We start from the raw sequence: 24,887 nt of genomic DNA on the forward strand, positions 1-24,887 counted from the left end.
GTTTTAAGGAACATATCTGTTCCAGTAGAAACAGAGGGGTCTTCACCATAACTATTAATACCGTGTACTTCCATTGGATCTACTGCAAATATACTTTGAAATCAAAGGTTTATATATAACTTTCATCTAAAATTTTGGGTAAAGAAGATCCTGATTACAGGTTTCATCAGGGCTTAAGAGATGCTTTAAAATGCGCAACTCACTCTTCAGTTTATCCCCAGCCTTTTAGGAACAAAAATTTCAGGCATTAACTTTAAGAAACATGCATTTATCTATCCATCTCCCTTTGTAAATCTCTCATCCGTAAGGTTTGACTTATCAAAATTATACAAAAAAACAGGTCAGGTTTCCAGAATTACTGAGAATCAAGAGTGAAAGACATTTCGAAAATTAACAATTACGCCTTTCCATATATCTTTTCCATGTCCGGGTGATATTATGCCTAAACATATTCAGTCTGATGTATTCTGTCTGATATATTCTGTCTGGATAGTGTTCTGAGTCTCCAATATACTCACTTCGAAATAATGAAAATGGTTCAAAAAATCAAAAAATCTTTCAAAATCTGGGTTTAAATGTTTGCAAGTTTTTCCTTTATATGTATTTATGGAAAATTAGTGATATGATTCCTTAAGCAGGACTTTCACTCATTTAAACTGGATACAATAATCGAGACTGGAAAACGGAATTCAAAAATTAAGATTGAAAAACGGACCTGGAAAAACTGAGATTAAAATTTAAAATAAAAAAAAGAAAAAACACATAAATTCATAAGCGTGTGTACATTCATATAATTTCTTTAATTGGTTATTACCTTTGCAGATTTTATCTGTGTATTAACCGTACATATTAATTGTCCATATAAACCTAATTGTCCATATAAACCATCTTAAAATCGTACATATTAATTGTCCATATAAACCATCTTCATATAAACCATCTTAAAATTGTACATATTAATTGTCCATATAAACCATCTTCATATAAACCATCTTAAAACCGTACATATTAATTGTCCATATAAACCATTTTAACTCGTTACATCTGTAGTATTATAACTTTTATGCGAAGAGGATCATTCATGATAAAAGCTCAATCATTAGACGGCTTATTCGAAAAATTACTTGACGGAAAGTCAATTTTCAAAAACAAAGAGGTTCTTCGTCCTTCTTATACACCGGACCTGTTATTACACAGGAACGAACAAATAAACAGTCTTGCAACTATCCTGGTTTCTGCACTCCGGGGAGAGACCCCCTCCAATGTCCTGATTTACGGAAAAACAGGGACAGGAAAGACTGCAGTGACCAGATATGTAGGGAAGGAACTTGAAAGGGTAAGTGAAGACAAATCAATTTTCTGTTCTGTTGTTTATATTAACTGCGAGGTAATCGATACTCAGTACAGGCTTCTTGCAAATCTTGCCAGGCATTTCGAAGAAGAAGTCCCTATGACCGGGTGGCCTACGGACCAGGTCTTCATGAAATTTAAGGAAGCAATAGATGCAAGAGATCAGGTTATTATCATCATTCTGGATGAAATTGACAAGTTGATCAAGAAAGGTGACGATGTCCTCTACAACCTTTCAAGGATCAATACCGACCTCAAAAAAGCCAAGGTCAGCATGATAGGGGTTTCTAACGACCTTAAATTCACAGAGTTTCTGGACCCCAGAGTCAAAAGTTCCCTGGGCGAAGAGGAATTGATCTTTCCGCCTTATGATGCCGAACAGATCAGCGACATCCTGAAGCAAAGAGCAAAAATGGCTTACAACGACGGAGTGCTTGGCGAGATGGTAATTCCGCTCTGTGCAGCCTTTGCAGCCCAAGAACACGGCGATGCCAGGAGAGCACTTGACCTTCTGCGCGTTTCAGGAGAAATCGCAGAGAGAGAAAACCAGCCTCAGGTTCTTGAAGAGCACGTAAGGCGTGCGCAGGAAAAAATCGAAATTGATCGCGTCGTAGAAGTTGTAAGGACTCTCCCCACCCAATCCAAGCTTGTGCTCTACAGCATCATCATGCTCAGGAGCCGGGGAAGAGAAGGCAAGAACGTCACAACCGGAGAGATGTATAACGTCTACCGCCAGCTCTGTCATCATATTGACGTGGATATCCTTACCCAGCGCAGGGTCACCGACCTTATGTCAGAACTTGATATGCTGGGCATAGTGAATGCCGTGGTAGTAAGCAAGGGCCGTTACGGCAGGACAAAAGAAATCTCTTTGAGCGTCCCTGTGGAAAACACTCGTAAAGTACTTCTTGAAGACTACAGGCTTAAACCTCTTGTAGATTTCAAAGCCTCCATCTTCAACAAGATGTTCTCATAAAGTCCGGATTATCTTTCTGATCCGGCCTTTCTGGCTTTTCCACACTTTTTTTAAGACAATCAACCTGTTCTAAAACAATCTTAGCTTCTTTTAAGACAACTTTAATCTGTTCTAAGGCAACTTTTACCTGTTCTAAGGCAACTTTTACCTGTTCTAAGGCAACCTTACTTTTACGGAAAAACTTTTTTTATAGTTTTCTTTCCAGAAGCTTTTCTTTCAATCTTTCAGAAATAGCCTCAGCTTTTCAGGAAATAATATATATGATCCTGTGTTTTGACTAGGATCGTATCATAATTCATATTTCAGGTATAGATCTATATCATTCAAGTTCTATACTATGCAAATTACATACATTCAAATTGTATAATCTTCAATTTCCATACTATTCAAGTTTCTACCAGAGTTAATGATCTAAACTTTAACTCGAGTTTCGATTGAGATTCTAACTGATATTTCTATTTGAGGCTTCTACTCAAATTAATAGCCCATGTTTATAATTCAAATCTAATGATTTAGGTTTAAAAACTCAGATTTATAATTCAAATCTAATGATTTAGGTTTAAAAACTCAGTTTTATAATTCAAATCTAATGATTCAGGTTTAAAAACTCAGTTTTATAATTCAAATCTAATGATTCAGGTTTAAAAAGGTAATTTTTGATGAAGATAATAGCGTTTGTAGGCATGCCAGCTTCGGGAAAATCCGAAGCTTCTAGGATTGCTGCTGAGATGGGCATTCCTGTTATTATTATGGGTGACGTTATCAGAAAGGAAGTACTGAGGCGTGGGCTTGAGCCCAACGATTCCAATACCGGGATGGTTGCAACGGACCTTCGCAAATGTGAGGGCATGGATGCTGTTTCCAGGCGTTGCATTTCTCAGATCAGGGAAACAGGCTCGGAACTTGTAGTTGTTGATGGTGTACGCGGGATTGCGGAAGTAGAGTGCTTCAGGCAGGAATTCGGAAAAGGTTTTATCCTGATTTCCATTTACGCTCCCATTGAGATTCGTTTTTCCAGGGTCCAGAAGAGGGGTAGAAGTGATGATATGAACAGTATCGAAGGCCTTCGCCACAGAGATGAAAGAGAACTCGGCTGGGGTATGGGAGAAGCTATAGAAGCCTCTAATGTGGAAATTGAAAACAATTCCACTCTTGAAGCCTTCAGAAAAGATGTTATTGATGTTTTGGGGAACTATTCAGGATCATGCCCGGAAAAAGATCATGCCCGGAAAAAGACCATGCCCGAAAAAATCTGACAGAATAACATTTCAAGAACAAACCCAGAAAATGATGTTTTAAGAACAGATTTGATAGACTAACTTCTCTGAAGACAGCAAGTTATTTCTGTCGAACAGTGTCGAAAAATCAATTCAACTGAAAACTTTCCGGAACAATCATATATTAATCACTTTGAGATCAATCACATTGAGAGTATAGTGGAGTAGATTTATGATAAATGTAAAGGTTTCAGCAGCTGTATATCCTACAGAAGACTCTGAAAAGATCACTAAAGCAATTTCAGTTCTTTTTACGGGAATAGAACTTCAAAAAGAAAAGATTGAGGTAACAGAAACCGAAAAAGGAATTTCTCCTTCTTTTATTCTTACAGGAGAGGGAGGACTTGATCTCTTGTTTACTTTTCATGGACTTATTCGTAGGGAAAAGATTATAGATAGCATTCGCAACAAGGTTTTCAATAAAGGATTGTCCAGGGAAGGGCTTTTAGTCCGTTTTTTGCTCAACAAGCAGGCAGCTTTTGTTGGAGTTCCCAGTGTTCCTGCTAAAGAAGAATCCCTGGGAGCCATCGAAGTGATTATCAGGGCAGACTCTTCTGAGGAGATGGAAAGGCTCTTTGAGTGGCTTTTGCCTCTAACCGAAGAAGGAGTGCCAGTTGTTGAAGTGGGAATGGACTATGTGGAAAAGGGTTGAAATCACGAATTTCAGTTAATTACGAATTTCAGTTAATTACGAATTTCAGTTAATTACGAATTTCAGTTAATTACGAATTTCAGTTAATTACGAATTTCAGTTAATTACGAATTTCAGTTAATTATATTTTAATTCCCGCCCCAAGTTTATGTTAATCAGGGACGAATTAGAAGAGACGAAGTAAAAAGGATGAATTGTCACCATGCAGCTGCATAAAATCAGTTTTTCGTCGCGTGCGGTCGTTGAAGATCCTTTTAAATGGGCATACACGCTTGAAGACCATGGGTATACGGGCTGGGAGATTGTACAGGAAGGATCCCAGTGCCTTAACAGTAAAACCGTTCAGAATCTGAAGAATATTTATGATACCACCAGCCTGGAAATGACCCTGCATTTGCCTTTTTCTGATATGAACCTTGCAGGTCTGAACGATTCAATCCGTGCAGAAGTCCTCAGGCAGATGAAGCATTACCTGACCCTTGCCTCGAACTATGTCAACCTTGCTGTGGTACATCCCGGATATCTCTCACCTTATGGGGTACAGGTTCCGCAGCAAGCCTATATGACAAACCTTGCCTCTATCCGGGAATTATGTGACTTTGCAGCAGATTTCGGAATCCTTATAGCTGTTGAGAATATGCCCGATTACCCGAAGATTTTTGGCAAATACCCTGATGAAATGCAGGAAATGCTCGATGCTGTCGGGAGCCACAACGTTGGCTTCACCTTTGATGTCGGGCACGCAAACACTGTTGGGCTTGTAGACGAGTTTCTGGAGCAACTGGGAGGGAGGATATCCCATGTTCACATCCATGATAATATGGGCAAAAAAGATGAACATCTCCCTCTCGGAGAGGGTACTGTAAACTGGAAACAGGTTATGGAAAAACTCTCAAACTATAATGGAATCTTTGTTACCGAAATGGCTTCAGTCGAAGAAGGGATCAAAAGCCTTGAGTTCTTAAGAAAGCTATGAGTTACCTGTGGCTTTTTTACCCGCCGTCTTTTCTTCTCAATTCGTACCCCATTTCTCTCCAATTCTTGCCTAATTTTCTCTTTAATTTTTGCCTCATTCCTTTTTCAGTTCTTTTCTTTCAGTTCTTTTCTTTCAGTTCTTTTCTTTCAGTTCTTTTCTTTCAGTTCTTTTCTTTCAGTTCTTTTCTTTCAGTTCTTTTCTTTCAGTTCTTTTCTTTCAGTTCTTTCTCTTTGAGGTAATGGATCCAATCTCCGTGTTCGATTATTTCAGTTTCGGGTTTTTCATCGTAGACATAGATAAAACCCCTAATTTTCTGTTTTTCTATCTCAAGGTCCACATATTCCCTGTGGTACCCTCCAAAAAGTTCCATATAATCAATGGATTTTGCAATTTCAAGCTGTTTTCCGGAAAACCTGCGAACCTCTGCAACAACTGAGCAGCCTTCAATGGGGTATATTCCGGGGTAAGGACCCAGAGAGTAGAGTGCATATCCGTCGACTTTTGTTGTCCCGAGGAATTCTGATTTTTTCTGGAGATCAAAGCGCCGGCTGTTGTAGAGCCCATTTCTTAAGCTGCCGTAAAGTGCCATTACGATTTCTTCGCCTTCTGCTCTTTCGTATGAGCGCTGCCAGCAGATGTTTCGGTGGAAGGTGTTCCCGTAAAGGGTATTGTCCTTCCTTGAGGTTATGTTTTCCCCTGAGCCGTTTTCCATGGCATATCCCTTTTACATTCAGTCTCAAACTTAATCTCAAACTTATTTCGAAAAACCGTAAGCTGCAAAGCGCTGGGTCAGATCAAGGTTTGCAAGCAGGAAACGGTCTTCTTTGCTGTAGGCAACCTTTTTGTTTCCTGAAAGTTCCAGCACGCAGGTAGTGCCTGGCTTTGCTTCCGTTGCTTCCTTTCCGTCAACCAGGATTTTCTCAACGCGCACAGGTTCGGACTGCAAACCGACAAAAAGGTGAAGTACACTTTCAGGTTCTATCTTTTTCGTGAATTTTGAGATAGTACATTCCAGGATATAGTCGGTAGTCACGGTTTCCCTGTCGGAAATGATGAAGCCTCTTTCTATATCTTTGGCCTGGACATTTTTCAGGCGCATGCCGACTCTTGTGCCTGTCGGGGCGCTGTCGATGTCAACATCATGGCTCTGGATTGAGCGAATTTCGATATCCCTGTCCAGCGGGAAAATTTTGGTTTTATCTTTTTCTTTTGATATTCCCTGCTTAACAACTCCGAGAACAACACATCCTTTGCCTGTCACATTGAAAGCGTGGTCTATAAAAACCCTTGAAGGCAGGCTGTTAAGTTCTGCATGTTCGACTTCTATTTTTTCTGCCATCTCATTTATTCTGGCTTTAAGGTTGTCAACGCCTTCAAAGGGGTTCTTTGCGCTTTTGTTTGTGTTCAGGGAAATACATTCCCAGTCATGGAGTGCGGTTCCTGTAGTGATTGCCTTTAGTTTCGCCTTAAATTCTTCAACTGCATGCATGTTGGTGCTGTCCGATTTCGTCAGGGCAATAATTCCATGTTTAAAACCGAGCAGGTCCAGTGCAATGATACATTCCCCGGTATGGGCGTCCAGGTTCGGAGGGATGCACAGGACGGCTATATCGGAAATATTCAGTAATGTGACAAGGGATTTCAAGGTTTTAGGATAGCTTTGAGCATCCATAAAAACCATATTCTTGCCTTCCTTAGCGTTGTTGTACATCGTTATATCGGAAACTGTTCCTTTTTTCCCGAGGTTTGCGGCAAGGGAGGTCCTGCCGCTTTTTTCTGTCCCTATGATTGCAACGTTTACCATTGTGAGTCCCCTTTTCTGAATCAATGCTATGTATGGAGTATTTTCCAGATTTGTTGAATTTGTTTTGAGTGTAAGGATAGAGTGTAAGGATTTATCGAACCTCAATGTTTTTCAGGCAACATATTTTTGAAATCTGCAACTCTCGTTAAAGCTGCACCTTTTAAACTATGGCTTTCGCTAATTTTGTATCTGCCACTGGTATTAATATACTGCAATATATTTCTTTTCGCACTGTTTCCAAGAAACTCAATCAAGAAAAAGAAAAGTGATTAAGAAAAAGAAAAGTGATTAAGAAAAAGAAAAACAATCAATAATAGCTAGAAATAGGTTTTATTGACAGATCAACACTGTCACCAGAGATCTCCTTCCCATATCGCCTGAGTTTTATCATTTGTGCTTTTATTGACTTTTTTAATATTTATCAAATACTCGTCTCCTGCGGGTTGCGGGGCTTCAAAAATCGCATCCACTCCAAGCCTTTTGAGGTAATCTTCAAATTCTGTCGCGGTTTTCAGGTCCCTTACTCTGATCCTGACCTCTTCATAGAGCCTCTGACCATTCTTTACACTCTTGATTGCCTCTCTTAGAGGGTTCAGGATGCTTTCCCCAAGTTGCATATAACGCTTTTTGAACTCGGCTTCATTCTCGTCCCATTCCACTGTCTGAAATCCTTCTCTAACAATTCTGGGGAGCATATAGTCCCTTCCGGCTTCGTTGTAAAACTTGAAGGCGTGCCTGAGGTCGGAGCAATTACTCTGGGATGAAGTATACTTAAGGGAAGGAAGAACCATTTCAGGGTCCTTTATAACCACGCCTTCATGTTCTTTTTCCCCAAGTTTCCGGATGATTTTTGTAATTTCTTCAGCTGCCGTTTCCAGGGGAATCTCTCCGAAATATCGAACTTGCAGAAAGCTGTATTTTTCCAGAATTTCGTGTTTTCTGGCTACGGAAAGAGGGTTGCCGCTATTTTTCTCCCGGATGTCGAAGATGTAGAACTCCACGGATTCGATACCATAGATTTCTTTTGGAACATAAGGATTGTCAGGGCCCAGCATCTCTCCATAAAGTACGAGTTCGGGAAAGTCGTCAAAAAATCTCAGGTCAAGCTTCTCTTTTGCCCTTTCAGTCGTGTAAGGGCAGACATAGCCACTCCGGGTGATTGCCAGGACCTCGCCTTTTACGTTTGCTACCCTGACATTATACCCGTTCATTTTCTCTTCAACAATTACCTTTTCAAGCCCGCTGAAATGCTTTTTAAGAGTAGGGTCCAGGACCATGGCTCTCCGGATCTTAGGAAAACCCATAATTACTTCAAACGAATCATCTTTCTCGTAAAGCACGGTTCCCCTTTCAATATGGGAAATCTCTTTGTCGAAGCGGAAAAGGTAGTCATATTTCCCCCAGTTTCTGGCAAGGTAATTCTTTTCAAAAAGGTGTTGAATCCTCTCCGTCTCAAATCCCAGGCAGGCAGCCAGTCGACTTATAAAGTTGGGATCTATTTCCCCATTCTCCTCTTTATTCATATTTGTTTATCTGTGTTCAGGCGTGAAATAAGTTATCATTTCTTTCCTGAGCTTCAGGTTGATTTAGGTTCAGGGCAGGTAAATCCGCAAAAAATAGTTGGTTTATATGAAGAAGCGTAAAACCCCTGAGTCTTTAGCTCAGGGGATATAAGCGTCAACTTCAACCCTGATTTCGTATGTAATATTCTGCCGCCTCTTTACTAACATTTCCGATAGTAGACGCAAAATAACCATCACTCCATAACGTATTCTCACCCCAATAATACTTTTTCAGATATTCTTTTTGAGTTTTCCATAACCTGTTAGTATATTCTTGTTTCAATTTTCTGACAATTGACAAAACGCTAACTTTCGGCTCACTCTTGATCAAGAAATGAATATGGTCTTTGTCAGTTTCCATTTCAAGGATTTCAAAGTTAGACTCTTTTGAAATGTCACTCATAATCTGTTTGAGTTCTTCGCTAATTGGTTCAAGTATGACTTTTTGGTATTTGCAAACAAAAATAACATGATACATTAACAAAAATTTGCTATGATTCCGTGTTTCATACTTCGTATTTACCAAAAAGTACATGTGTTGTTAAAGCATATAATGCCTTTGTATGATGCAAGCGTTCAAATTTAGACTCTATCCTACAACTACACAAGCTATTCAATTGAATCAGCATATAGGTAGCTGTAGATTTGTCTATAATTGGGCACTTGACCAGAAAATTAAAACTTATGAGCAGACAGGGGAATCAATTTCCAGATTTGACTTAAACAAATTAATTCCTACTCTAAAGGCTTCTAATGAGTGGTTAGGAGAAGTTAACTCTCAATCATTACAGGGGATGACTAAGCAGGTTGAATCCGCTTTCACTAGATTCTTTAGAGAGAAAACAGGGTTTCCAAAGTTCAAATCAAAAAAGAATCCGATACAGTCTTTCCCTGTACCTCAACACTACACTGTAAACTTTGAAAATAATACTATCAAGCTTCCTAAAATAGAACCAATTAAAGCAGTTCTTCACAGGAAGTTTGAAGGAGAGCCTAAAACGGCTACGGTATCAAGGACATGTAAAGGACATTACTACATCAGTATCCTTGTTGAAGATGGAAAATAACTTCCAGTAAAGGAAGCTTTCACAGAATCAACAACAGTAGGAATTGATGTAGGTATCAAAGACTTTTCTGTCCTTTCAACAGGAGAAAAGGTTGAGAATCCAAAGTACTTGAAAAACTCTCTTAAAAGGCTCAAAGTATTACAGAAAAGAGTCTCAAGGAAACAGAAAGGCTCTAAGAACAGGGCAAAAGCTAAACGAAGACTTGCTGTACTGCATGACAAAATAACAAATCAGAGAAATGACTTCCAGAACAAACTCTCTTTTAGACTTGTTAGCGAAAACCAAGCTGTAGCTCTGGAAACTCTAAATGTTAAAGGCATGGTTAAGAATCATCACTTAGCACAGGCTATAATTGATTCTGCGTGGAGTAGTTTTGTAACAAAGTTGGAATATAAGGCTCAATGGTTTGGAAAAACCGTCCTGAGAATAGGACAATTTGAACCCTCTTCTAAGCTATGTAGTGTGTGTGGATACCACAATAAAGAGCTTCAGCTAAAAGACAGAGAATGGATTTGTCCAGACTGTAAAACCAAACACGATAGAGACATTAATGCCGCTATCAATATTAAAAAATTCGCTCTCATAGATCAGAATCTAATTGGATTATGACACCGTAGGGACTACGGGGATGAGCTTGGGGACTTGCCCTCAATAGAGGGAGGAATGAACCAAGAAACCACTCAGTCTTTAGCTGAGTGGTAGTTCACAAAGAATAAGCCAGTTTATCAAAAATCTTTTTAAATAGGCGGCTTCTAATCTCTCCTATACTTAAATTTCTATGTAAGCTAGGAGGCTACAAAATGGCTGACGACATCGACTATGAGATTATTGGCAACGATATGCAAATCGTTGAGATTGAGCTTGATCCAGGTGAAACTGTTCAGGCAGAAGCTGGGGCTATGGCATATATGGGGCCCGGAATCCAGATGGAGACAAGTATGGGCAGTGAAGGTCGTGGGTTACTGGGAGGTCTGAAAAAAGGACTGAAACGAGCCCTGACAGGGGAGAGTTTCTTTATTACCAGCTTTACACACAAAGGCTCCGGAAAAGGGCATGTGGCATTTGCGGCTCCGTATCCGGGCAAGATTCTCCCCCTTGACCTTACCAAGTTTGGAGGCAGTATTCTCTGCCAGAAGGATGCTTTTCTCTGTGCTGCCCGCGGAATAGACGTGGAAGTAGCTTTCACCAGGAAGCTTGGAGCAGGGCTTTTCGGTGGTGAGGGTTTCATCCTTCAGAGGTTACGAGGCAACGGTTTGGCTTTTGTACATATCGGAGGTACGGTTATAAGAAAGGACTTGGCTCCAGGTGAGACTTACCATGTTGACACGGGCTGTGTGGCAGCTTTTACCGAAACTGTGAATTATGACATAACATGGTCAAAAGACTTTAAAAATGCCCTTTTTGGAGGTGAAGGAGTTGTCCTTGCTACCCTGACAGGTCCGGGCATTGTGTACATGCAGAGCCTGCCTTTTTCACGTCTTGCTGACAGGATCTATACAGCTTCAGCTTCCCATCAGAATAGGGGAGAACAGACCGGTATTGGTGGAAGTGAAATCCTGGGAGGTCTTCTTGGAGGAGATCGGTCTTTCTAAAGTAGAAACAACTGCTAAGTAGTAGTAGTCGCAAGCAAGCGAAAATTGATCGCAAAAATGAGATCTCTATAAGTTAATGAAAACTGATAACGGACAAAACAGAAAATAGTGAAAGATCAGGAAGACCTGCTCCCTTAAGGGGCAGACCTTTTTCCCTCTCTTTTCTCTCTAAGATTTTATTCCTGGATTGTGTTTATGACATTCCTGCGTGCGAGGAAACCAACCAGTTCTTCTTCCAGATTGAGGACAGGAACACCTCCGACATTGCGTTCCAGCATGGTATTAACTGCATCTGAAAGGGGGGTGTTGGTGTACACACTGACCACGCTGCGGGTCATAATATCTCCAACAAGCAGGTTTTTGATTCTGGAGTCCTGCTGGTTGTCAGCTACCAGGTCCCTGAAAGAGCGCATCGCAAAAGCGATGTCGTCTTCTGCAACAATTCCTACAAGTTTTCCGTTTTCAATTACTGGCAGCCTTCCCACATCCTCATCAAGGATAAGGTGCCTGGCGTGGCTTACACGGTCTGAGGGGCTGACAGTGATCGGGTCTTTTTCCATTACTTCCCCGGCAAAGCCTGTGAAACGGTTTGCTTTCATGAATTCCTGTGGGGTCACCCAGCCCATTGCGTTTTCATTATCAGTGACAATGATCACGCCTCCGTTCTTTTTAATCAGGGTAAGGGCATCTTTAACATCGGTGTCTGGCAAAACCTTTACAAAATTGTCGGATACGGCTGTTGCAACATGCAAAGAGGATGCAGGTTTGCTCAGTTTCCTGCGAGTTCCGAGCTGCTCTGTCAGACTTCTCATGGTAAGTACACCGAGAACCTGGTTATCATGCACTACCAGCAGGCGCTTTGTATCCTTTTTTTCCATGAGATCAAGGGCGTGAGATATGGTGTCTGACTTATCAATCTTGTGTGGTTGTACCATTATGTCTTTAACTTGCATGCATTTCACCTCATGCGTATCCAGAGTTTTAGTTTCAATTCTTCGCAATTTTCGTTTTTACAGACCTTAATACATCCGTTTTTCCGAATTTCTGTTTTGCATCCTTTTTTTGCTTTCAGCTATCCTTTTCCGTTCCTTTTTTACCGTATATACCTCCGTACCATACGTGCTGTCATGAACTTACTGTTATAGTTAATTACTTCTTACATAGTTAATTACTTCTTACCCTTTTTAAGGTACTTTGCTCCTCTTTTACTTTCAATTTTTGCTGGATTTCATTTCTGAATCCATTTTTCAGAGCATGGATTTCACAATGTCGGTCCTGCTCAGTATTCCTACTATTTCTTCACCATCGTTGACAGGTAGGGCTGTTACCTCTTCTTCAATCAATTTTTTTGCAGCATCGCTAATTTTTTCGTTTACATCAATGGTTATTATTGGAGAAACCATGATGTCTTCCGCTGTCAAAGGCACTTCTTTCACATACCTGTAAGTTTTCTGACCTCCAGGCGAGGACTTCCGGGCCATTTTGATACTTTTTGTTGAAAGCTTGCCTTCGTTATCAGTTAAGAGGTTTAAGGCAAGGTTTCTTCTTGAAATGATTCCTACAGTTTTTCCAGCATCGTCTTTAACGATCACTCTTTCGATCTCGTTTTTGTTCATTTCGTCTATCACATGGTTGATTGTGTGGTGCCTGTGAACAGAAACAACATCTTCTGTCATCAGTCTGGAAATTTTTGTATCCATTCCTTCCGAATGTTCGGCAACATAGCGCACGATATCTGTTCTGGTAACAATACCTACAATATCGTTTTTTACCACTGGAATGTCATGCACTCCGTTCTCAAGCATTAAAGTGACTGCCTGGGAAATGGAGGCCTCAGGATAAATGGTGATTACGGATTCTGTCATCAACAACTTTATCGGGATCTGGTCTATCGGCCGTCTTCTCCAGAGAGGTTCAGCTTGAGCCAGGCGGTTGCTGATATCTGATTTCGTGACGATTCCCACCATTTTGCCCTCGTTAAGGACAAGCAACGTACTGATTCGGTGTCTTAACATCAGTTTTCTTGCATGTGACACGGGTTCATCTACGTTTACAACGTACACAGGTGAACTCATGATGTCCGCCACATTCATGGAATACCTCCTTCATTTTTACAATATATAAGTATTAACAATTATAGTTTTTGAATTAAATGTAAACTTTACAATTTTCAACTGTAAATCTTATAAATCTTAATATTTTACATAACTTCTGCCTATTTCCTGTAAGTCTTGTAGAATTATAGATAATTGGGGAGTATCGGCCAGTTAGAAAGCATCTTCCTAATCTCTATTTTCGAATCTCTTTTTTAAGCCCAGCTGCGCTCCGAGATACCCGATAAATCTAGAATACGAAGTTTATTCTGGTTTGCCCAGCCAAGAAGTTTGCCTCCTTTCCCAAACTCTTTAAATCAAGTCAAGGTATTTTTTCCATTTTTTTATGTTTCAGTCTGGTTAATTTAGCTTTGTTCAGGTTTAGCAGAAGTCTTGTTCCAAAATCCCTGTTTAAAATTCCTGTTTAAAAGTCAAACCCTCTCAGGAAATCGCTCTCTGTGATAATACCGCGTAGCATTCCTTCTTCCAGAACCGGAAGTGAGCCTATCTTTTTATCGAGCATGATTTTCATAGCTTTTCCCATATCTGTGCCGGGGCTGGTCCAGATCAGTTCTTTTGAAACAATAGAGCCTATAGGCTGGTCTAGAGCCTCATGAATATTTCCGGTTGTCAATTTGCTGAATGCATCTCCTCTTCCAAGGAAATGAACAATATCGGAGGCTGTGACCATTCCCGCAAAAATCCCGTCCTTTACTACAGGAAGTCTTCGGAACCTGTTCTGTACCATTACTTTTGCTGCGTGTCCGATGGACATGTCTGTTGTTACCATTGTGACAGCTTTGGTCATGTACTCGTCAACGGTTTTATTTGTCACAATCCCGCCCATCAGCTCCACGGCATTTCTTTCGGTAAAGATTGCGACGACCTGCATTTCATCATTTACTATTGGTAGGCCACCGGTCCTCCTTTTAAGCATTGTTGTAACGGCATCCTTGAAATCTGCCTGCTCATTGATGTACGCAACATCAGTTTGCATAATCTGGCGTACTTCTTCGTTTATTGCAGCCAGAAGGTTGCCTTTGAAACGATTTTCGACAAGGAGGTTCCTGCTGCCGCCTCCCAGGAAATCGATGATATCAACAGAAGTGACTACTCCTTCCAGTCTCCCTGTTCCTGCGTCTGTGATCGGAATACGCCTGAATCTCTTTTCAGTCATAATTCTGACTGCTTCCATGATAGTTGCAGTGGGAGGGAGGGTTACTACATTCCTTGTAGCCAGGGCAAGAATTTTTCCTTCATGTTCCGAAATGTGGGACTTGAAACTGGGGCCTATTCTCATTGTGCCCATGCTGCTGACCATATGCGAGTCTTTCTGTTGCGCTGTTTTGCCTGAATTGTTCAGACCTGGCTGAACATTCTTTTTTTCGACTGGTACAAATTTCGTATTTTTGTTCAATAGGATCACCGAATCGAGTTACAGTTAATTGCTTCTTTCACCTTCCGTTTTTCCTCTACTGCATTTTGCAGGAATTTTTCCCTGAGACTGCATTTCATATTTTAGCAGGCTCATGGATACTAGCAGACTTACGGTTACTAGCAGACTCATGGTTACTGCTGGAAACAAACAATACCTTAAAGCAATTTTCTCTCGAATCTTTCTGAACACTTACTTTTGTTTGTCAATCTGTAATCTTTATTAATTATAATCTTTAATCATTATAATCTTTTTGTGTGAGAACCTATTTATTACCTTTCATAGAATTTCTGATTAGTCATGTGGCTGATCTTGCTATTTCACTGGAATATTTTGTTATTCCACCGGAAAAGTCTCATTTAAAAGGATTAAAATGTCATTAAAGACATTAGATACTCGGCTCTGCTGCTAAAGGTCACTCAGACCATACGTTGGTGAGGGATTCCAGGAGATCCTGCCTGTCAACGATTCCGGATATTTTACCCTGCTCATTTACTACAGTAACTCTTCCGATATCCTGCCGGATAATTATGTCAATCGCACTCTTAACGGAATCGTTCTCTGAGAGAATATATGCAGGAGTTGACATAATCTTTTCAACTTTGGGACTTTCGTTTGGCCTTGTCGCCCGTTCGTCTTCTCTGGACATCCTCAAAATACCTGATTTAATTATATCTCTTCTTGTTATCATCCCGATGGGATCGCCTTTCTTTGAAACTACTGGAATACCGGTATAATCCGTCTCTATCATATAATCCCAAATCTTGGAGATCCTTTCATCCGGTGAACAGGTTTTGACTTTTTTTGTCATAATCGCTTCTATGGGTTTCAAAACACTTTTTGGAAGATCCACCTTTTTGAGAATATCAACATCACTCAGGACACCTACAACCGTATGGTCTGTTGTTGATTTGATAACTGGAACTCTGTTCTGTTTCGATTGCACCATTAATTTTGCAGCTTTTACAACATCCATATCTGGAGTTATTGTCGGGGACGGCCTTGCATATCCGCCTACCGTGACATCCGAGCGCGTGGATGTAATTTTCATGATATCCTGGTCATTCAGCATTCCAACAAGCCTGTTTCCCTCATCAACAACAACAAGGCCTCGAAGTAAGTAATCACGCATCATTTGACGGGCACGAGTTACAAAATCCCCATCTTTGACACTTATAGATCCTTCTGTCATAATCTCGCTTACATTCATTGTTTACCTTCCTGTGCTTTCTTTAAGACAGATAAAGACAGATAATTTGAAAGTCGAGATTTCAAGCTCGTGATTCATTCGTAATTCTCCCCTTCTGCTTGCCGACAGTTTTCACATAAGTATCTGCCGTCTACTAATTTCAGGTCTACTGAATGATATGAACAGGACTCACATATTCCTGCACTGAAGTCTTCTTCAATCTTCTCAGTTGGAGAACTGGAGAGGAGAGCTTCCCGGTTCATATCAATAAGATCCTTAAGTATGGTACTGAGTCCGGGTGTTACCATCAGGATGTCGGTATGAGAAATAATTCCTATAATTGTACTGTCTTTCAGGACTGGCAACCTTTTAATATTGGCTTTCAACATAATTTCGGAAGCTTTTATTACACTTGTTTCAGGCGCAACAGTTATCAGCGGGGTTGAGAGGATTTCGCTTGCATTTACCTTACTTGGTTTCTTGTCCTCTGTAACGATGCCCTTCACAAGGTCCCTTTCGGTAATGATTCCCATTGCCTTTTCTTTTTCTGTAATAATTACGCTTCCGACATCGTGTTTGACCATTTCCCTTGCAATGGCAGGAATATCTGTGTTAATGTCCATTGTGATGACTGTTTTATTCATCACTTCAGCAACCGAGACCTCTCTCTCAATTTCTCTGTTGTGAATATCAGTACCTGCTACCTTTTCAGGTTCATCAATCATTAACTGCCGCTCCCCCTTTATTCTTTCAGCATCCCAAAACCTGGTAAATTCACTATTAGGTAAATTTACTATTAAAACCTCTTCAGGTTTTCAATTTCTCGTGGAAAAATCAAAAGCTCTTTAGGTTTTCAATTTCCCATGGAAGAATCTTCTAGGTTCCTTTAAACTTCCCCTTTTGATAAAGCTCTGGGGTGAAATTCTGAAAAGCCGGGATTTCGGTAAGCTTTTCGCTCAAATATTTTTTCCGGCTCTTTTCCCTTGAAATGTCTTTCCCGCACTTCTAAGACCTTTTTATGACACTTAATATATACGAGTCAATAGTACATAATGATAACGGCATTTCTTTTTTGTGTAAAGATCTGAGTTTACATAAAGTAGGTGCAGAAGCCCTTTTTTGAGGTTAGAGCTGTAGATTTCTTCACTAGAGGTTTACGAAAGTCCGACAGGAATTTTTTTCATAACCCCTCAATTTCCACTGGAGATCTTTGCTCAGAATGAAACATATCTAGTTCTTGAAAAAAATACCAGGGGAAGGTAGAAGAAGAAAAATCTAGCTAAGAAAATAGCTTTAAAGCAAAATAAATTTTTCTTAATTATATTTATGACACTATTAATTCTTCTCACGGGAAATTTTCTATACCCCCTTCATTTCCACTGGAACTCACATCCTCACCTTTTTACCTGCAAATTTCCGGATTTAAAATTGCCAATAGTTTTTATAAAGAGTAAAAAAAATAGAAATTAGACAGCAAGTAAAAATGTAAACCTGGATAAAAGGTAAATAAAAGTTTAGATAAAAATATGTAAAAGTAAATAAAAGTTTAGATAAAAATATGTAAAAGTAAATAAAAGTAGATAATTATAAATAAATGCAGATAAATATAAATAAAAGTAAACAAAAATAGATAAATATAAATAAATCTGGATGAAAAATAAACAAAAATAGTTAAATATATATAAACGTAGATAAAAGTACACAAAAGTAGGTAAATCTAAATAAATCTGGGTAAAAAATGAACAAAAGTAGATAAATATAAATAAATCTAGGTAAAAAATAAACAAAAGTAGAAAAAAATAGGAAATAATCAGAGAAAGAAAACAGCTTTAAGCAGAATTAATTTTCCTTAATTGAAAGAAAACAGCTTTAAGCAGAATTAATTTTCCTTAATTATATTTATGATGCTATTAATTCTTCCCACAGGTATTTTTTTATACCCCCTATGTTTCCACTGGAACTCACATCCTCACCTTTTTACCTGGCAAATTTCCGGATTTAAAATTGCCAATAGTTTTTATAATGAGTAAAAAAATAGAAATTAGACAGCAAGTAAAAATGTAAACCTGGATAAAAGGTAAATAAAAGTTTAGATAAAAAATATATATAAACTATCTAAATAAATAAAAGTAGATACTGATAAACAAAAGTCAATAATTATCTGTAAAAGTAGATAAAAATAAACAAAAGTAGATAAAAAATAGGGAATAATCAGAGAATAATCACTCTACTCCTGTTCCCAACGCTAAGTTCAATTTCTTCGTTCAACCCATATTTGGCATAAGCGTCAATGATCTGGATCTCAGAGTCTATATCCAGGTCCTCTATAACATAGGCCTGTTCTCCCCAGAGAGTTAATCGGATACTGCCTGTTTCGTCTTTGAGCTGCAGGTTTGCAACCACACTTTCGGTTCCGTCCTCCTTCTCAAACTCTCTGAGTTCGCCGATTTCGGCAACTTTCCCCTGGACAGAATAACTTTCTCCTGGGACAATGTCGGTGATGTCAGTAAATTTCTCCCTGTACTCAACCTTTTTTTCACTTATCTGAATTATCCCTCTGGCTCCCAGGCTGAGTTCCACCTGCTGGCTGAATGTGTTTTCCCGGGAATAGGCATTGAGGACTTCCACTGTATCATCGAAATTAATCTCGTCAAGACAATCGGTTTTTTCGTCCCAGATTGTAAGCCTTATTTTGCCTGTAGAATCACCCATAAGGATGTTTGCAACCCTGCCGGTGGATCCATCTTTTTTCTCGAAAATTCGGACTTCTGAGATATCAAGTATTCTTCCGGAAACATTGATATTATTCATGTCGGCTTTTATATCTGCAATAGGGGTAAACTCTTCTTTATATTCTACTTCTTTTTCGCTTTTCTTGATTATGCTTCGGTTTCCTATTTGCAGCTCTACTTTCTGTGTAAAGGCATTTTCACGGGCGTAAGCACTGATCAGTTCAACAGTGTCCCCGTACTCAATCTGGTTTAAAAAATCGGTTTTTTCGTCCCAGAGCGTTACCCTGATTGTGCCTGTGGAATCTCCAAGCATCAGGTTTCCAACTCTCCCACTGCTGCCGTCTTTGCGCTGGAAAGTCTTGACTTCAGAAACCTCCAGCACTTTTCCCGTAAGGTTGAGGTCTCCCATTCCATCTTTGATGTCCTTTATATTCTGGCTGCTCGAAGCAACATCAACTTCCTCTTCACTTTCGGTCAGAACTCCATTATTGCCGATGTTAACTTCCACTCCAGAATAGCCCTGCTTTGCATAGCCGCTGATCTGAACGGTTTGCCCTACCTTTACTTTTCCGTTTTTAATCAGGTCTGCCATATTGTCCCACAAGGTTAACTTCACTTTTCCGGTTTCGTCTCCGACGATCAGATTTCCAACTCTGCCTATAGTACCGTCGTTCCGGGTAAACTCCTTGATATCAAAAACCGAAACAATTCTTGCAACAAAATTAACAGGTCCGCTCTCGGGTGTAATACTTTCTATTTTCACACTGTCTCTACCTGCATCCGAGAATCCCAGTTCATTGGCAACCAGCATTGCAGCCATCGTCTCATCACAAAGCCCTCCCATGTTCTCGACCTTTTCCTGTGTACGCTGCAGGAAATCCTCTTTACTGATGACATGGCTGAGCTTCTCATAAATAGTGTCAATATCGGTCATAGTACTCCCTTGAATGTTTGATACTTGCTTTCAGTGTTTGATGGTGCTTTTCTTCGATATGTATTCTTGCCTTAAATATCAGGTGTTTGTCCCTGAAAGGCCGTTACTGTAAGTGTTATTTTAAGACGTGAAGTGTTTTGGAAATCTGATATATTTCAGGTGAAAGCTTGAGGTGAAAATTCAGACCAGATGTTTTCAAACTTAAGATAAAATACCTTCCAATTTCTTGTGAGAAATCACCAGGTTCCATACGTCCTTTCATTAATGAATAACAAGAACATCCCTGAAAATTAAATATTAGTTGGTAAGTCTTTTCCTTTTTGGCTATTTTTTTAAGGAGCCTTTGATAAGGTAAGGTATGTAAAGTGTCGTACTAAAGATTACTGTATGCAGGGTGAAAGTATTCAATATTCGGGATGAAATTATTTTGTGTGCTGGATGAGTATCTTGAGAGTGATTTGCTTGAATGAGTTCTTGAGAGTGATTTGCTTGAATGAGTGATAGTTCACCTTACCTCATATTTAGGAAAACATAATAAGTTATGCCGGTGTTTTTACAGTGTGAATCTTCTTGATGAGAATAAATAACGTCCAGTTCTTTTCAAACATGGCTAATGTTCTTTCGCTGCTTTTTATTCCCATTTTTGCCACATCACTCGGCGCCTCTTATATCGAGATTGGGCTTATAGTGATACAGTGATTCGAGGAGGCTTCGGATTTGCTGCAGCCGCCTTTTTTCTTCAGGTATTTGCCACAGATCCTTCTACCCTCATGCTTGCAAGGGCTCTAGCCGGTTTCAGTATTGGGATTCACCCGGGGGCCCTGATAGCCTACGTCCATTATCAGAAGTAGAGCCTCGGAAAGTTTATTTCTCTTGGTTCTCTCGGCTGGATGGCGGGGTTTCTTCTGGCAGGGATGATAGGGGTAAGAATAGATCTGCTTTTTGGACTTTCATCTCTCTTTTATGCCTTATGTTTCCTGCAGGCTTTCAGGTTAAAAGAAATTGAAAAGCTGCAGCCGAAAGTTCCTTACTTCTCCCTAGACACCCTGATGAAGAACTCAGGGACCTATTTTCCTCTCTTCTTGCGGCATACCGGAGCCGTCGGGGTCTGGGCCATTTTTCCTCTCTATCTCCGGGAGCTCGGAGCAGGTACCTTCTGGATTGGAGTAATCTATGCTATAAATCCTGCAGTCCAGTTTCTGATAATGCGTATGCTTGATCCTTTTGAAAACGAAAAGCTGATTCCTTGGAGGTGTTCTATCCCAGATTTTCGGATTCAGGGCGACAATGCTCGGAGCTGCCATCTTTTCTATCTCAGGTTTTCTGCTCTACAAAACCCTGGGAAGGGTTGCAGGCACGAAGGATTCCTGAGAAGATAACTGAAAGTAGAAAAATCAGAATTTTGAAGTTCAAGGCTTAAAATTATCTTCCCAAAAACAAATTTTAAGAAAAAAGCTGATCAAAACAAAACCTTATTTATGGTAAAGTTTCATATGTGATATTATGATTCGAAAATGCACTGAGCACGGCTATTTTAGAGGAAGCAGCTGTCAGCAGTGTAAACGCCCTGGCAGATACGTGCTGGACGATGGAAGGGAAGAAAAGCTCGGCAGGTTTGTATCAGGCACTCTCCGGCACTTTCCGGCATCTGCAGGAGTTAAAATGGACGAATGCGGCTGGGTGGATCTTAACGCTTTCTGTGATGTTATGAGGAAACGTTATAACTGGATGAGGAAAGAGTACCTTTATGCCCTTGTGGAGTCCGATGAAAAAGGAAGATATCAGATCAATGGGTCCATGATAAGGGCACGTTACGGACATTCTGTTAACATTGATCTTGATTACGAGGAAAGTGATACTCCATACGTGTACTACGGGGCAAGCCCGGAGGAAGTCGATGTCCTGCTCGAGAACGGAATTTTCCCTATCAAACAGCGCTATGTTCATCTCAGCACTTCATATGAAAAGGCAACTGAAGTTGCCCTGATCCATACTGAAAATCCTGTGATCCTTCAGGTGGACGCCTTTGGAGCTCAGGAAGAAGGAATTTCTCTTAAGCTCGCAACGGATTACATCGTACTTGCAGAAAAGATACCTCCCGAGTACCTGTTTGTACTCGAGGACTAATTTTCCTTTACTGATTTTTCTACTCGTTTTTTAATCAGTCTGCTGATACTTCAAAAAGTCCCTCCTTTTCCTTTATCCTGAATTTCACATCCAGGAACTGTTCTGTGACCCAGATGTTTGTTGCCGCATGTAAAGTTATTTCACGAACAGTGTAAGAACTGTTTCCTGCAAGTGCCATATACGGGATCAGCTGGTCTGCCAGGTGCACATCCACAGAGGCTGTTATTCTGAGTTCCGAGATTATTTCTTCTGCAGCTCGCCTGCCCACTTTTTCAGCAGGCAGTCCTCTTTCTCCAAGGGCACTTCCTCCGCAATAACCGGACCAGAGGGTTATCCCGCTTCCTGTGGAAAGCAATTCGCAGGACTGGACAGTGATCCGTGGATCGTATCCGGCTTCAAAAAGCATGGATCCAGCAGCTTCAGCCTGGCGGGCTGGCACATGTGCCGGAAGATTCGATGCATGTGAAATTCCCATAACTTCTATCCCCTGGTTTGGGTCCTTCCCTTCTTTCAGGGTTTCTTCTCCTCTTCGGTCCTCTTCGGCTCTTCTGTTTTCTCCTTCCTTTCGGAAATGGAAACCACGAAGCTTACAGGGTTCAAAAACAGCTGAGACTTCTCCTCCTCCCCTGGGATAGTAACCGCGGGTTTTTAGGGTTACACTGCCTGCATATCCAAGTTGTTTAAGTGCCCTGAAGGTTACATGCTGGAGGTAGTCAATTGTCGGGGACCAGGCAACGTCAGTCCCTCCCTTTATCGTTATTTCGACCTTTTCTTTTGCAAAAGGCAGGGCTGGCATAAGGCTCTGCAGAAGCAGGGTTATGCTTCCTGCAGTCCCTATATCAACCTCATATTTCCCCCCCTTTATTTCCACTGGAGCAAAAAATAACTCTGAAGAACCTGGAAAAAGCCCTGAAACCCGTGCTCCGCAGATCCTGGCTGCAGTTTCCAAAGCTTTCAGATGCTGCTGTTTCAGGCCGGGATTTGGTCTGTTTTTTCTTATGTTCGTAACCTTTACTTCTTTTCCAGTAACTGCAGAAAGGGCAACAGCTGTTCTGATTACCTGCCCTCCTCCTTCCCCATATGAACCGTCAATTTCTATCATTTCCCTCTCTCCTTATTTTACTCGTTTTTTCTTCCTGGAATTTAACCATATCTTTCATCCGATCCCTTATCCGGACCCTGCTCATTTGTTTTCCCCTTTCGCATATTTCTGACCGCGGCTTTTACAGCCGGTACGAGAGGGTCCACAAGCATGGAAACCGGAGGGGCATAGCAAGTTTCAAGGCTCAGAAGGTCTTTAATTGTTGTTTTCTTTCTTATCGCAAGGGAGAGAGCATCGATCCTTTCCTTTATCCCCTCTCCTCCTGCGAGCTGCGCTCCTGCAAGGTAGCCGTCTTTAAAAAAGAGTTTTATATAAATATCTTTTAGACCCGGATAGTAGGAAGCTCTCGTGCGCCCGCGGGAAAATCCGGTTACAATTTTTATCCCCTGCCTCTCCGTCTGTTCGGGTGTAAGCCCAACTCCTCCGAATTGCAGGTCTCCGGCAACAGCTACCCAGGGGTCTGCAAGAGGCCCGAAAATAGAGTATTTGCCTGTAATATTATTTCCGATTACATCTGCCATACGCCGTGCGGTTGTCCCCAGCTGGCTGAGCCTGCTTTCCCCGGTTAGCAGGTCAATAACTTCCGCACATTCGCCCCCTGCGTATACATTGGGGAGGAATTCCCCTCCTGCCTTCACCTGAAGCATTTCATTTACGACTATTCCTCCTGCCTTTCCAATTTCTAGCCCTGCCTCGCTGGCCAGGTAGACTTCAGGTTTTACCCCGGTTGCCAGGAGCATAAGGTCTGCAGGAAAATGCCTGTCCTTTAAGTATACGGTTTTTTCTTTCCAGAAATTTTCCGGTAAAAAGAGAGGTTCCCCAGTAATAACCTCCACACCGAGGTCTTCAAGATGTGCCCTGACAATTGCAGCCATCTCGGAATCAAACTGGCTGGAAAGCAGGTCTTTACTTCTGGTTACAAGGATAGTTTTAATCCCTCGCTTTGTGAGGGCTGAGGCACATTCGATTCCTATTGTACCCCCACCTACGATGCATACTATTTGGGCGGTTTCGAGGGCTTTTCCAAAGAGTTTGCCGTCAGTAAGATTCCGGAGTGTGAAGAACCCGTAAGACAGAATATTTGCCTTACTTTTACGGGATATAAAGGGCAGGCTCCCTGTAGCAATTACCAGTTTGTCAAAAGGATAGGTTCCCTCTCCTGTCAGGATGACCTGCTCGGTCAGGTTTATTGACCTTACTTTCTCGTTCAGTTTCACATCTATGTTTTTTTCCCTGAAAAAACCCGGAGATTTTACAATTAATTTTTCGAAACTTTCAATTTCTCTGCCCAGAACAAAAGGAATTCCGCAGTGACTGTAAGCCGTGTGGGAGTCTGATGAAAGCACAACTATTTTAAAGTCACTCTGCCTCCTGATCTTGGTAGCAACTGCCATACCACAGGCTCCACCTCCTATAATGACCACCCTTGTAGGGTTTTTCTCTTTCCGGGCCCGTGTGGAAACTTTAACAGGATCCTCCTCTTGAACTTCACCTGCGACTCGAATGATTTTACTTGCAGCATCTTTTACACCGAAATCGCTTCCCATGCTTTTTATAATGGTGTTTCGCGCCTATTATATGTTTTTAAAAGAAAAAGAGCCTACAGAACCCTAAGTGATTTCAGATGATCCTTCAGATGATCCGGGAAAACTTTCAGTGTCCTGTACTGAAAATATCTATTTGAAGATGCTTTCCAGAAAACAAAAGAGAACGATAACGGTTTTATGGGGGGTGAACGAGCGAGTTGGGAGTGGGGGGGTTAATACATAAAACAGTGTATTTGTCTCGCTCGTTCAAATTTTTAGACGTCCTTTGTTTTATATATACTTTTCTAAATTTTTCTAATTAGTTGTCCATTTTAAATTTGAAAATCTTTCCAGAGGGTCACTGTACTTAAATCTTTTGATAATGGGTTAAAATAATTCAGGTTTGGGGAATCTTTTATATAACCAAAAAGTTCTTAAAGCCTGCAACCATTAAACATATGAATTTAAGACATGTGACGTACAGGATTCCTGT

At 40.7% G+C, this 24,887-nt stretch carries 20 protein-coding genes and 1 pseudogene; 9 read left to right on the forward strand and 12 right to left on the reverse strand.

The annotated features are described in order from the left end of the window. Nucleotides 1-1,081: 1,081 nt before the first annotated feature. The 4 genes from MSWH1_RS00005 (at nucleotide 1,082) to MSWH1_RS00020 (ending at nucleotide 5,231) form a co-directional block, all read left to right on the forward strand. Nucleotides 1,082-2,326, forward strand: a complete 1,245-nt coding sequence (locus MSWH1_RS00005) for an ORC1-type DNA replication protein (RefSeq protein ID WP_048124959.1) — start codon at nucleotides 1,082-1,084, stop codon at nucleotides 2,324-2,326. A gap of 659 nt (nucleotides 2,327-2,985) precedes the next feature. After that, the gene (locus MSWH1_RS00010) at nucleotides 2,986-3,582 is read left to right on the forward strand and encodes a dephospho-CoA kinase (protein WP_048124961.1); all 597 of its coding nucleotides are present in this window, start codon (nucleotides 2,986-2,988) and stop codon (nucleotides 3,580-3,582) included. 193 nt (nucleotides 3,583-3,775) lie between these two features. Beyond that, nucleotides 3,776-4,255: an RNA-binding domain-containing protein gene (locus MSWH1_RS00015; protein WP_048124963.1), complete on the forward strand. Its 480-nt coding sequence runs from the start codon at nucleotides 3,776-3,778 to the stop codon at nucleotides 4,253-4,255. A gap of 202 nt (nucleotides 4,256-4,457) precedes the next feature. Next, nucleotides 4,458-5,231 (forward strand): sugar phosphate isomerase/epimerase family protein, encoded by a 774-nt coding sequence (locus MSWH1_RS00020; protein ID WP_048124965.1) that lies wholly within the window; start codon nucleotides 4,458-4,460, stop codon nucleotides 5,229-5,231. 202 nt (nucleotides 5,232-5,433) lie between these two features. Here the strand turns inward: MSWH1_RS00020 and MSWH1_RS00025 are convergent, their stop codons facing one another. The 4 genes from MSWH1_RS00025 to tnpA form a co-directional block, all read right to left on the reverse strand. Further along, complete coding sequence (locus MSWH1_RS00025; RefSeq protein WP_048124967.1) at nucleotides 5,434-5,943, reverse strand: gamma-glutamylcyclotransferase; 510 nt, start codon at nucleotides 5,941-5,943, stop codon at nucleotides 5,434-5,436. A gap of 42 nt (nucleotides 5,944-5,985) precedes the next feature. Next, complete coding sequence (locus tag MSWH1_RS00030) at nucleotides 5,986-7,035, reverse strand: elongation factor Tu (RefSeq protein WP_048124968.1); 1,050 nt, start codon at nucleotides 7,033-7,035, stop codon at nucleotides 5,986-5,988. Between the two features lie 350 nt (nucleotides 7,036-7,385). Then, nucleotides 7,386-8,558: an RNA ligase gene (locus MSWH1_RS00035; RefSeq protein ID WP_048124970.1), complete on the reverse strand. Its 1,173-nt coding sequence runs from the start codon at nucleotides 8,556-8,558 to the stop codon at nucleotides 7,386-7,388. A gap of 160 nt (nucleotides 8,559-8,718) precedes the next feature. Continuing rightward, a complete protein-coding gene (gene tnpA / locus MSWH1_RS00040) occupies nucleotides 8,719-9,132 on the reverse strand; it encodes an IS200/IS605 family transposase (protein WP_048124972.1) in 414 nt (137 codons plus the stop codon). Between the two features lie 28 nt (nucleotides 9,133-9,160). Between tnpA and tnpB the strand changes: the two are divergent. Then, nucleotides 9,161-10,273 (forward strand): annotated as a pseudogene (gene tnpB / locus MSWH1_RS00045) (IS200/IS605 family element RNA-guided endonuclease TnpB). Between the two features lie 191 nt (nucleotides 10,274-10,464). Beyond that, nucleotides 10,465-11,256: a TIGR00266 family protein gene (locus tag MSWH1_RS00050; RefSeq protein ID WP_082087983.1), complete on the forward strand. Its 792-nt coding sequence runs from the start codon at nucleotides 10,465-10,467 to the stop codon at nucleotides 11,254-11,256. 176 nt (nucleotides 11,257-11,432) lie between these two features. Here MSWH1_RS00050 and MSWH1_RS00055 read toward each other — a convergent pair whose 3' ends face one another. The 6 genes from MSWH1_RS00055 to MSWH1_RS00080 all read right to left on the reverse strand — a co-directional run bounded on the left by MSWH1_RS00055 (nucleotide 11,433) and on the right by MSWH1_RS00080 (nucleotide 19,639). Continuing rightward, complete coding sequence (locus tag MSWH1_RS00055) at nucleotides 11,433-12,209, reverse strand: CBS domain-containing protein (RefSeq protein WP_197073995.1); 777 nt, start codon at nucleotides 12,207-12,209, stop codon at nucleotides 11,433-11,435. Between the two features lie 294 nt (nucleotides 12,210-12,503). Next, nucleotides 12,504-13,349, reverse strand: a complete 846-nt coding sequence (locus MSWH1_RS00060) for a CBS domain-containing protein (protein ID WP_048124976.1) — start codon at nucleotides 13,347-13,349, stop codon at nucleotides 12,504-12,506. 424 nt (nucleotides 13,350-13,773) lie between these two features. Then, nucleotides 13,774-14,775 carry a CBS domain-containing protein gene (locus tag MSWH1_RS00065; protein WP_048124978.1) on the reverse strand — a complete coding sequence of 334 codons (1,002 nt, stop codon included), beginning with the start codon at nucleotides 14,773-14,775 and terminating at the stop codon, nucleotides 13,774-13,776. A gap of 424 nt (nucleotides 14,776-15,199) precedes the next feature. After that, complete coding sequence (locus MSWH1_RS00070) at nucleotides 15,200-15,994, reverse strand: HPP family protein (protein ID WP_048124980.1); 795 nt, start codon at nucleotides 15,992-15,994, stop codon at nucleotides 15,200-15,202. Between the two features lie 74 nt (nucleotides 15,995-16,068). Next, complete coding sequence (locus MSWH1_RS00075) at nucleotides 16,069-16,698, reverse strand: cyclic nucleotide-binding/CBS domain-containing protein (protein ID WP_048124982.1); 630 nt, start codon at nucleotides 16,696-16,698, stop codon at nucleotides 16,069-16,071. 1,486 nt (nucleotides 16,699-18,184) lie between these two features. Beyond that, nucleotides 18,185-19,639, reverse strand: coding sequence for an OB-fold nucleic acid binding domain-containing protein (locus tag MSWH1_RS00080; protein ID WP_048124985.1), 1,455 nt, complete (start codon nucleotides 19,637-19,639; stop codon nucleotides 18,185-18,187). Nucleotides 19,640-20,334: 695 nt separating this feature from the next. On the opposite strand from MSWH1_RS00080, the gene MSWH1_RS18650 reads away from it, so the two are divergent. The 3 genes from MSWH1_RS18650 (at nucleotide 20,335) to MSWH1_RS00090 (ending at nucleotide 21,766) form a co-directional block, all read left to right on the forward strand. Further along, a complete protein-coding gene (locus tag MSWH1_RS18650; protein WP_156148035.1) occupies nucleotides 20,335-20,490 on the forward strand; it encodes a hypothetical protein in 156 nt (51 codons plus the stop codon). 39 nt (nucleotides 20,491-20,529) lie between these two features. Continuing rightward, nucleotides 20,530-21,018: a hypothetical protein gene (locus MSWH1_RS00085; RefSeq protein ID WP_048124987.1), complete on the forward strand. Its 489-nt coding sequence runs from the start codon at nucleotides 20,530-20,532 to the stop codon at nucleotides 21,016-21,018. Nucleotides 21,019-21,142: 124 nt separating this feature from the next. Further along, on the forward strand, nucleotides 21,143-21,766 hold the full coding sequence (locus MSWH1_RS00090) for an RNA 2'-phosphotransferase (protein ID WP_048124989.1): 624 nt from the start codon (nucleotides 21,143-21,145) through the stop codon (nucleotides 21,764-21,766). A gap of 34 nt (nucleotides 21,767-21,800) precedes the next feature. Here the strand turns inward: MSWH1_RS00090 and rtcA are convergent, their stop codons facing one another. Both rtcA and MSWH1_RS00100 read right to left on the reverse strand, forming a co-directional pair. Continuing rightward, nucleotides 21,801-22,868 carry an RNA 3'-terminal phosphate cyclase gene (gene rtcA / locus MSWH1_RS00095; protein WP_048124991.1) on the reverse strand — a complete coding sequence of 356 codons (1,068 nt, stop codon included), beginning with the start codon at nucleotides 22,866-22,868 and terminating at the stop codon, nucleotides 21,801-21,803. A gap of 41 nt (nucleotides 22,869-22,909) precedes the next feature. Beyond that, nucleotides 22,910-24,415, reverse strand: a complete 1,506-nt coding sequence (locus tag MSWH1_RS00100; RefSeq protein ID WP_048124993.1) for an NAD(P)/FAD-dependent oxidoreductase — start codon at nucleotides 24,413-24,415, stop codon at nucleotides 22,910-22,912. Nucleotides 24,416-24,887 lie beyond the last annotated feature (472 nt).

The organism is Methanosarcina sp. WH1 (assembly GCF_000970005.1).
In the GTDB taxonomy this organism is placed as follows: domain Archaea; phylum Halobacteriota; class Methanosarcinia; order Methanosarcinales; family Methanosarcinaceae; genus Methanosarcina.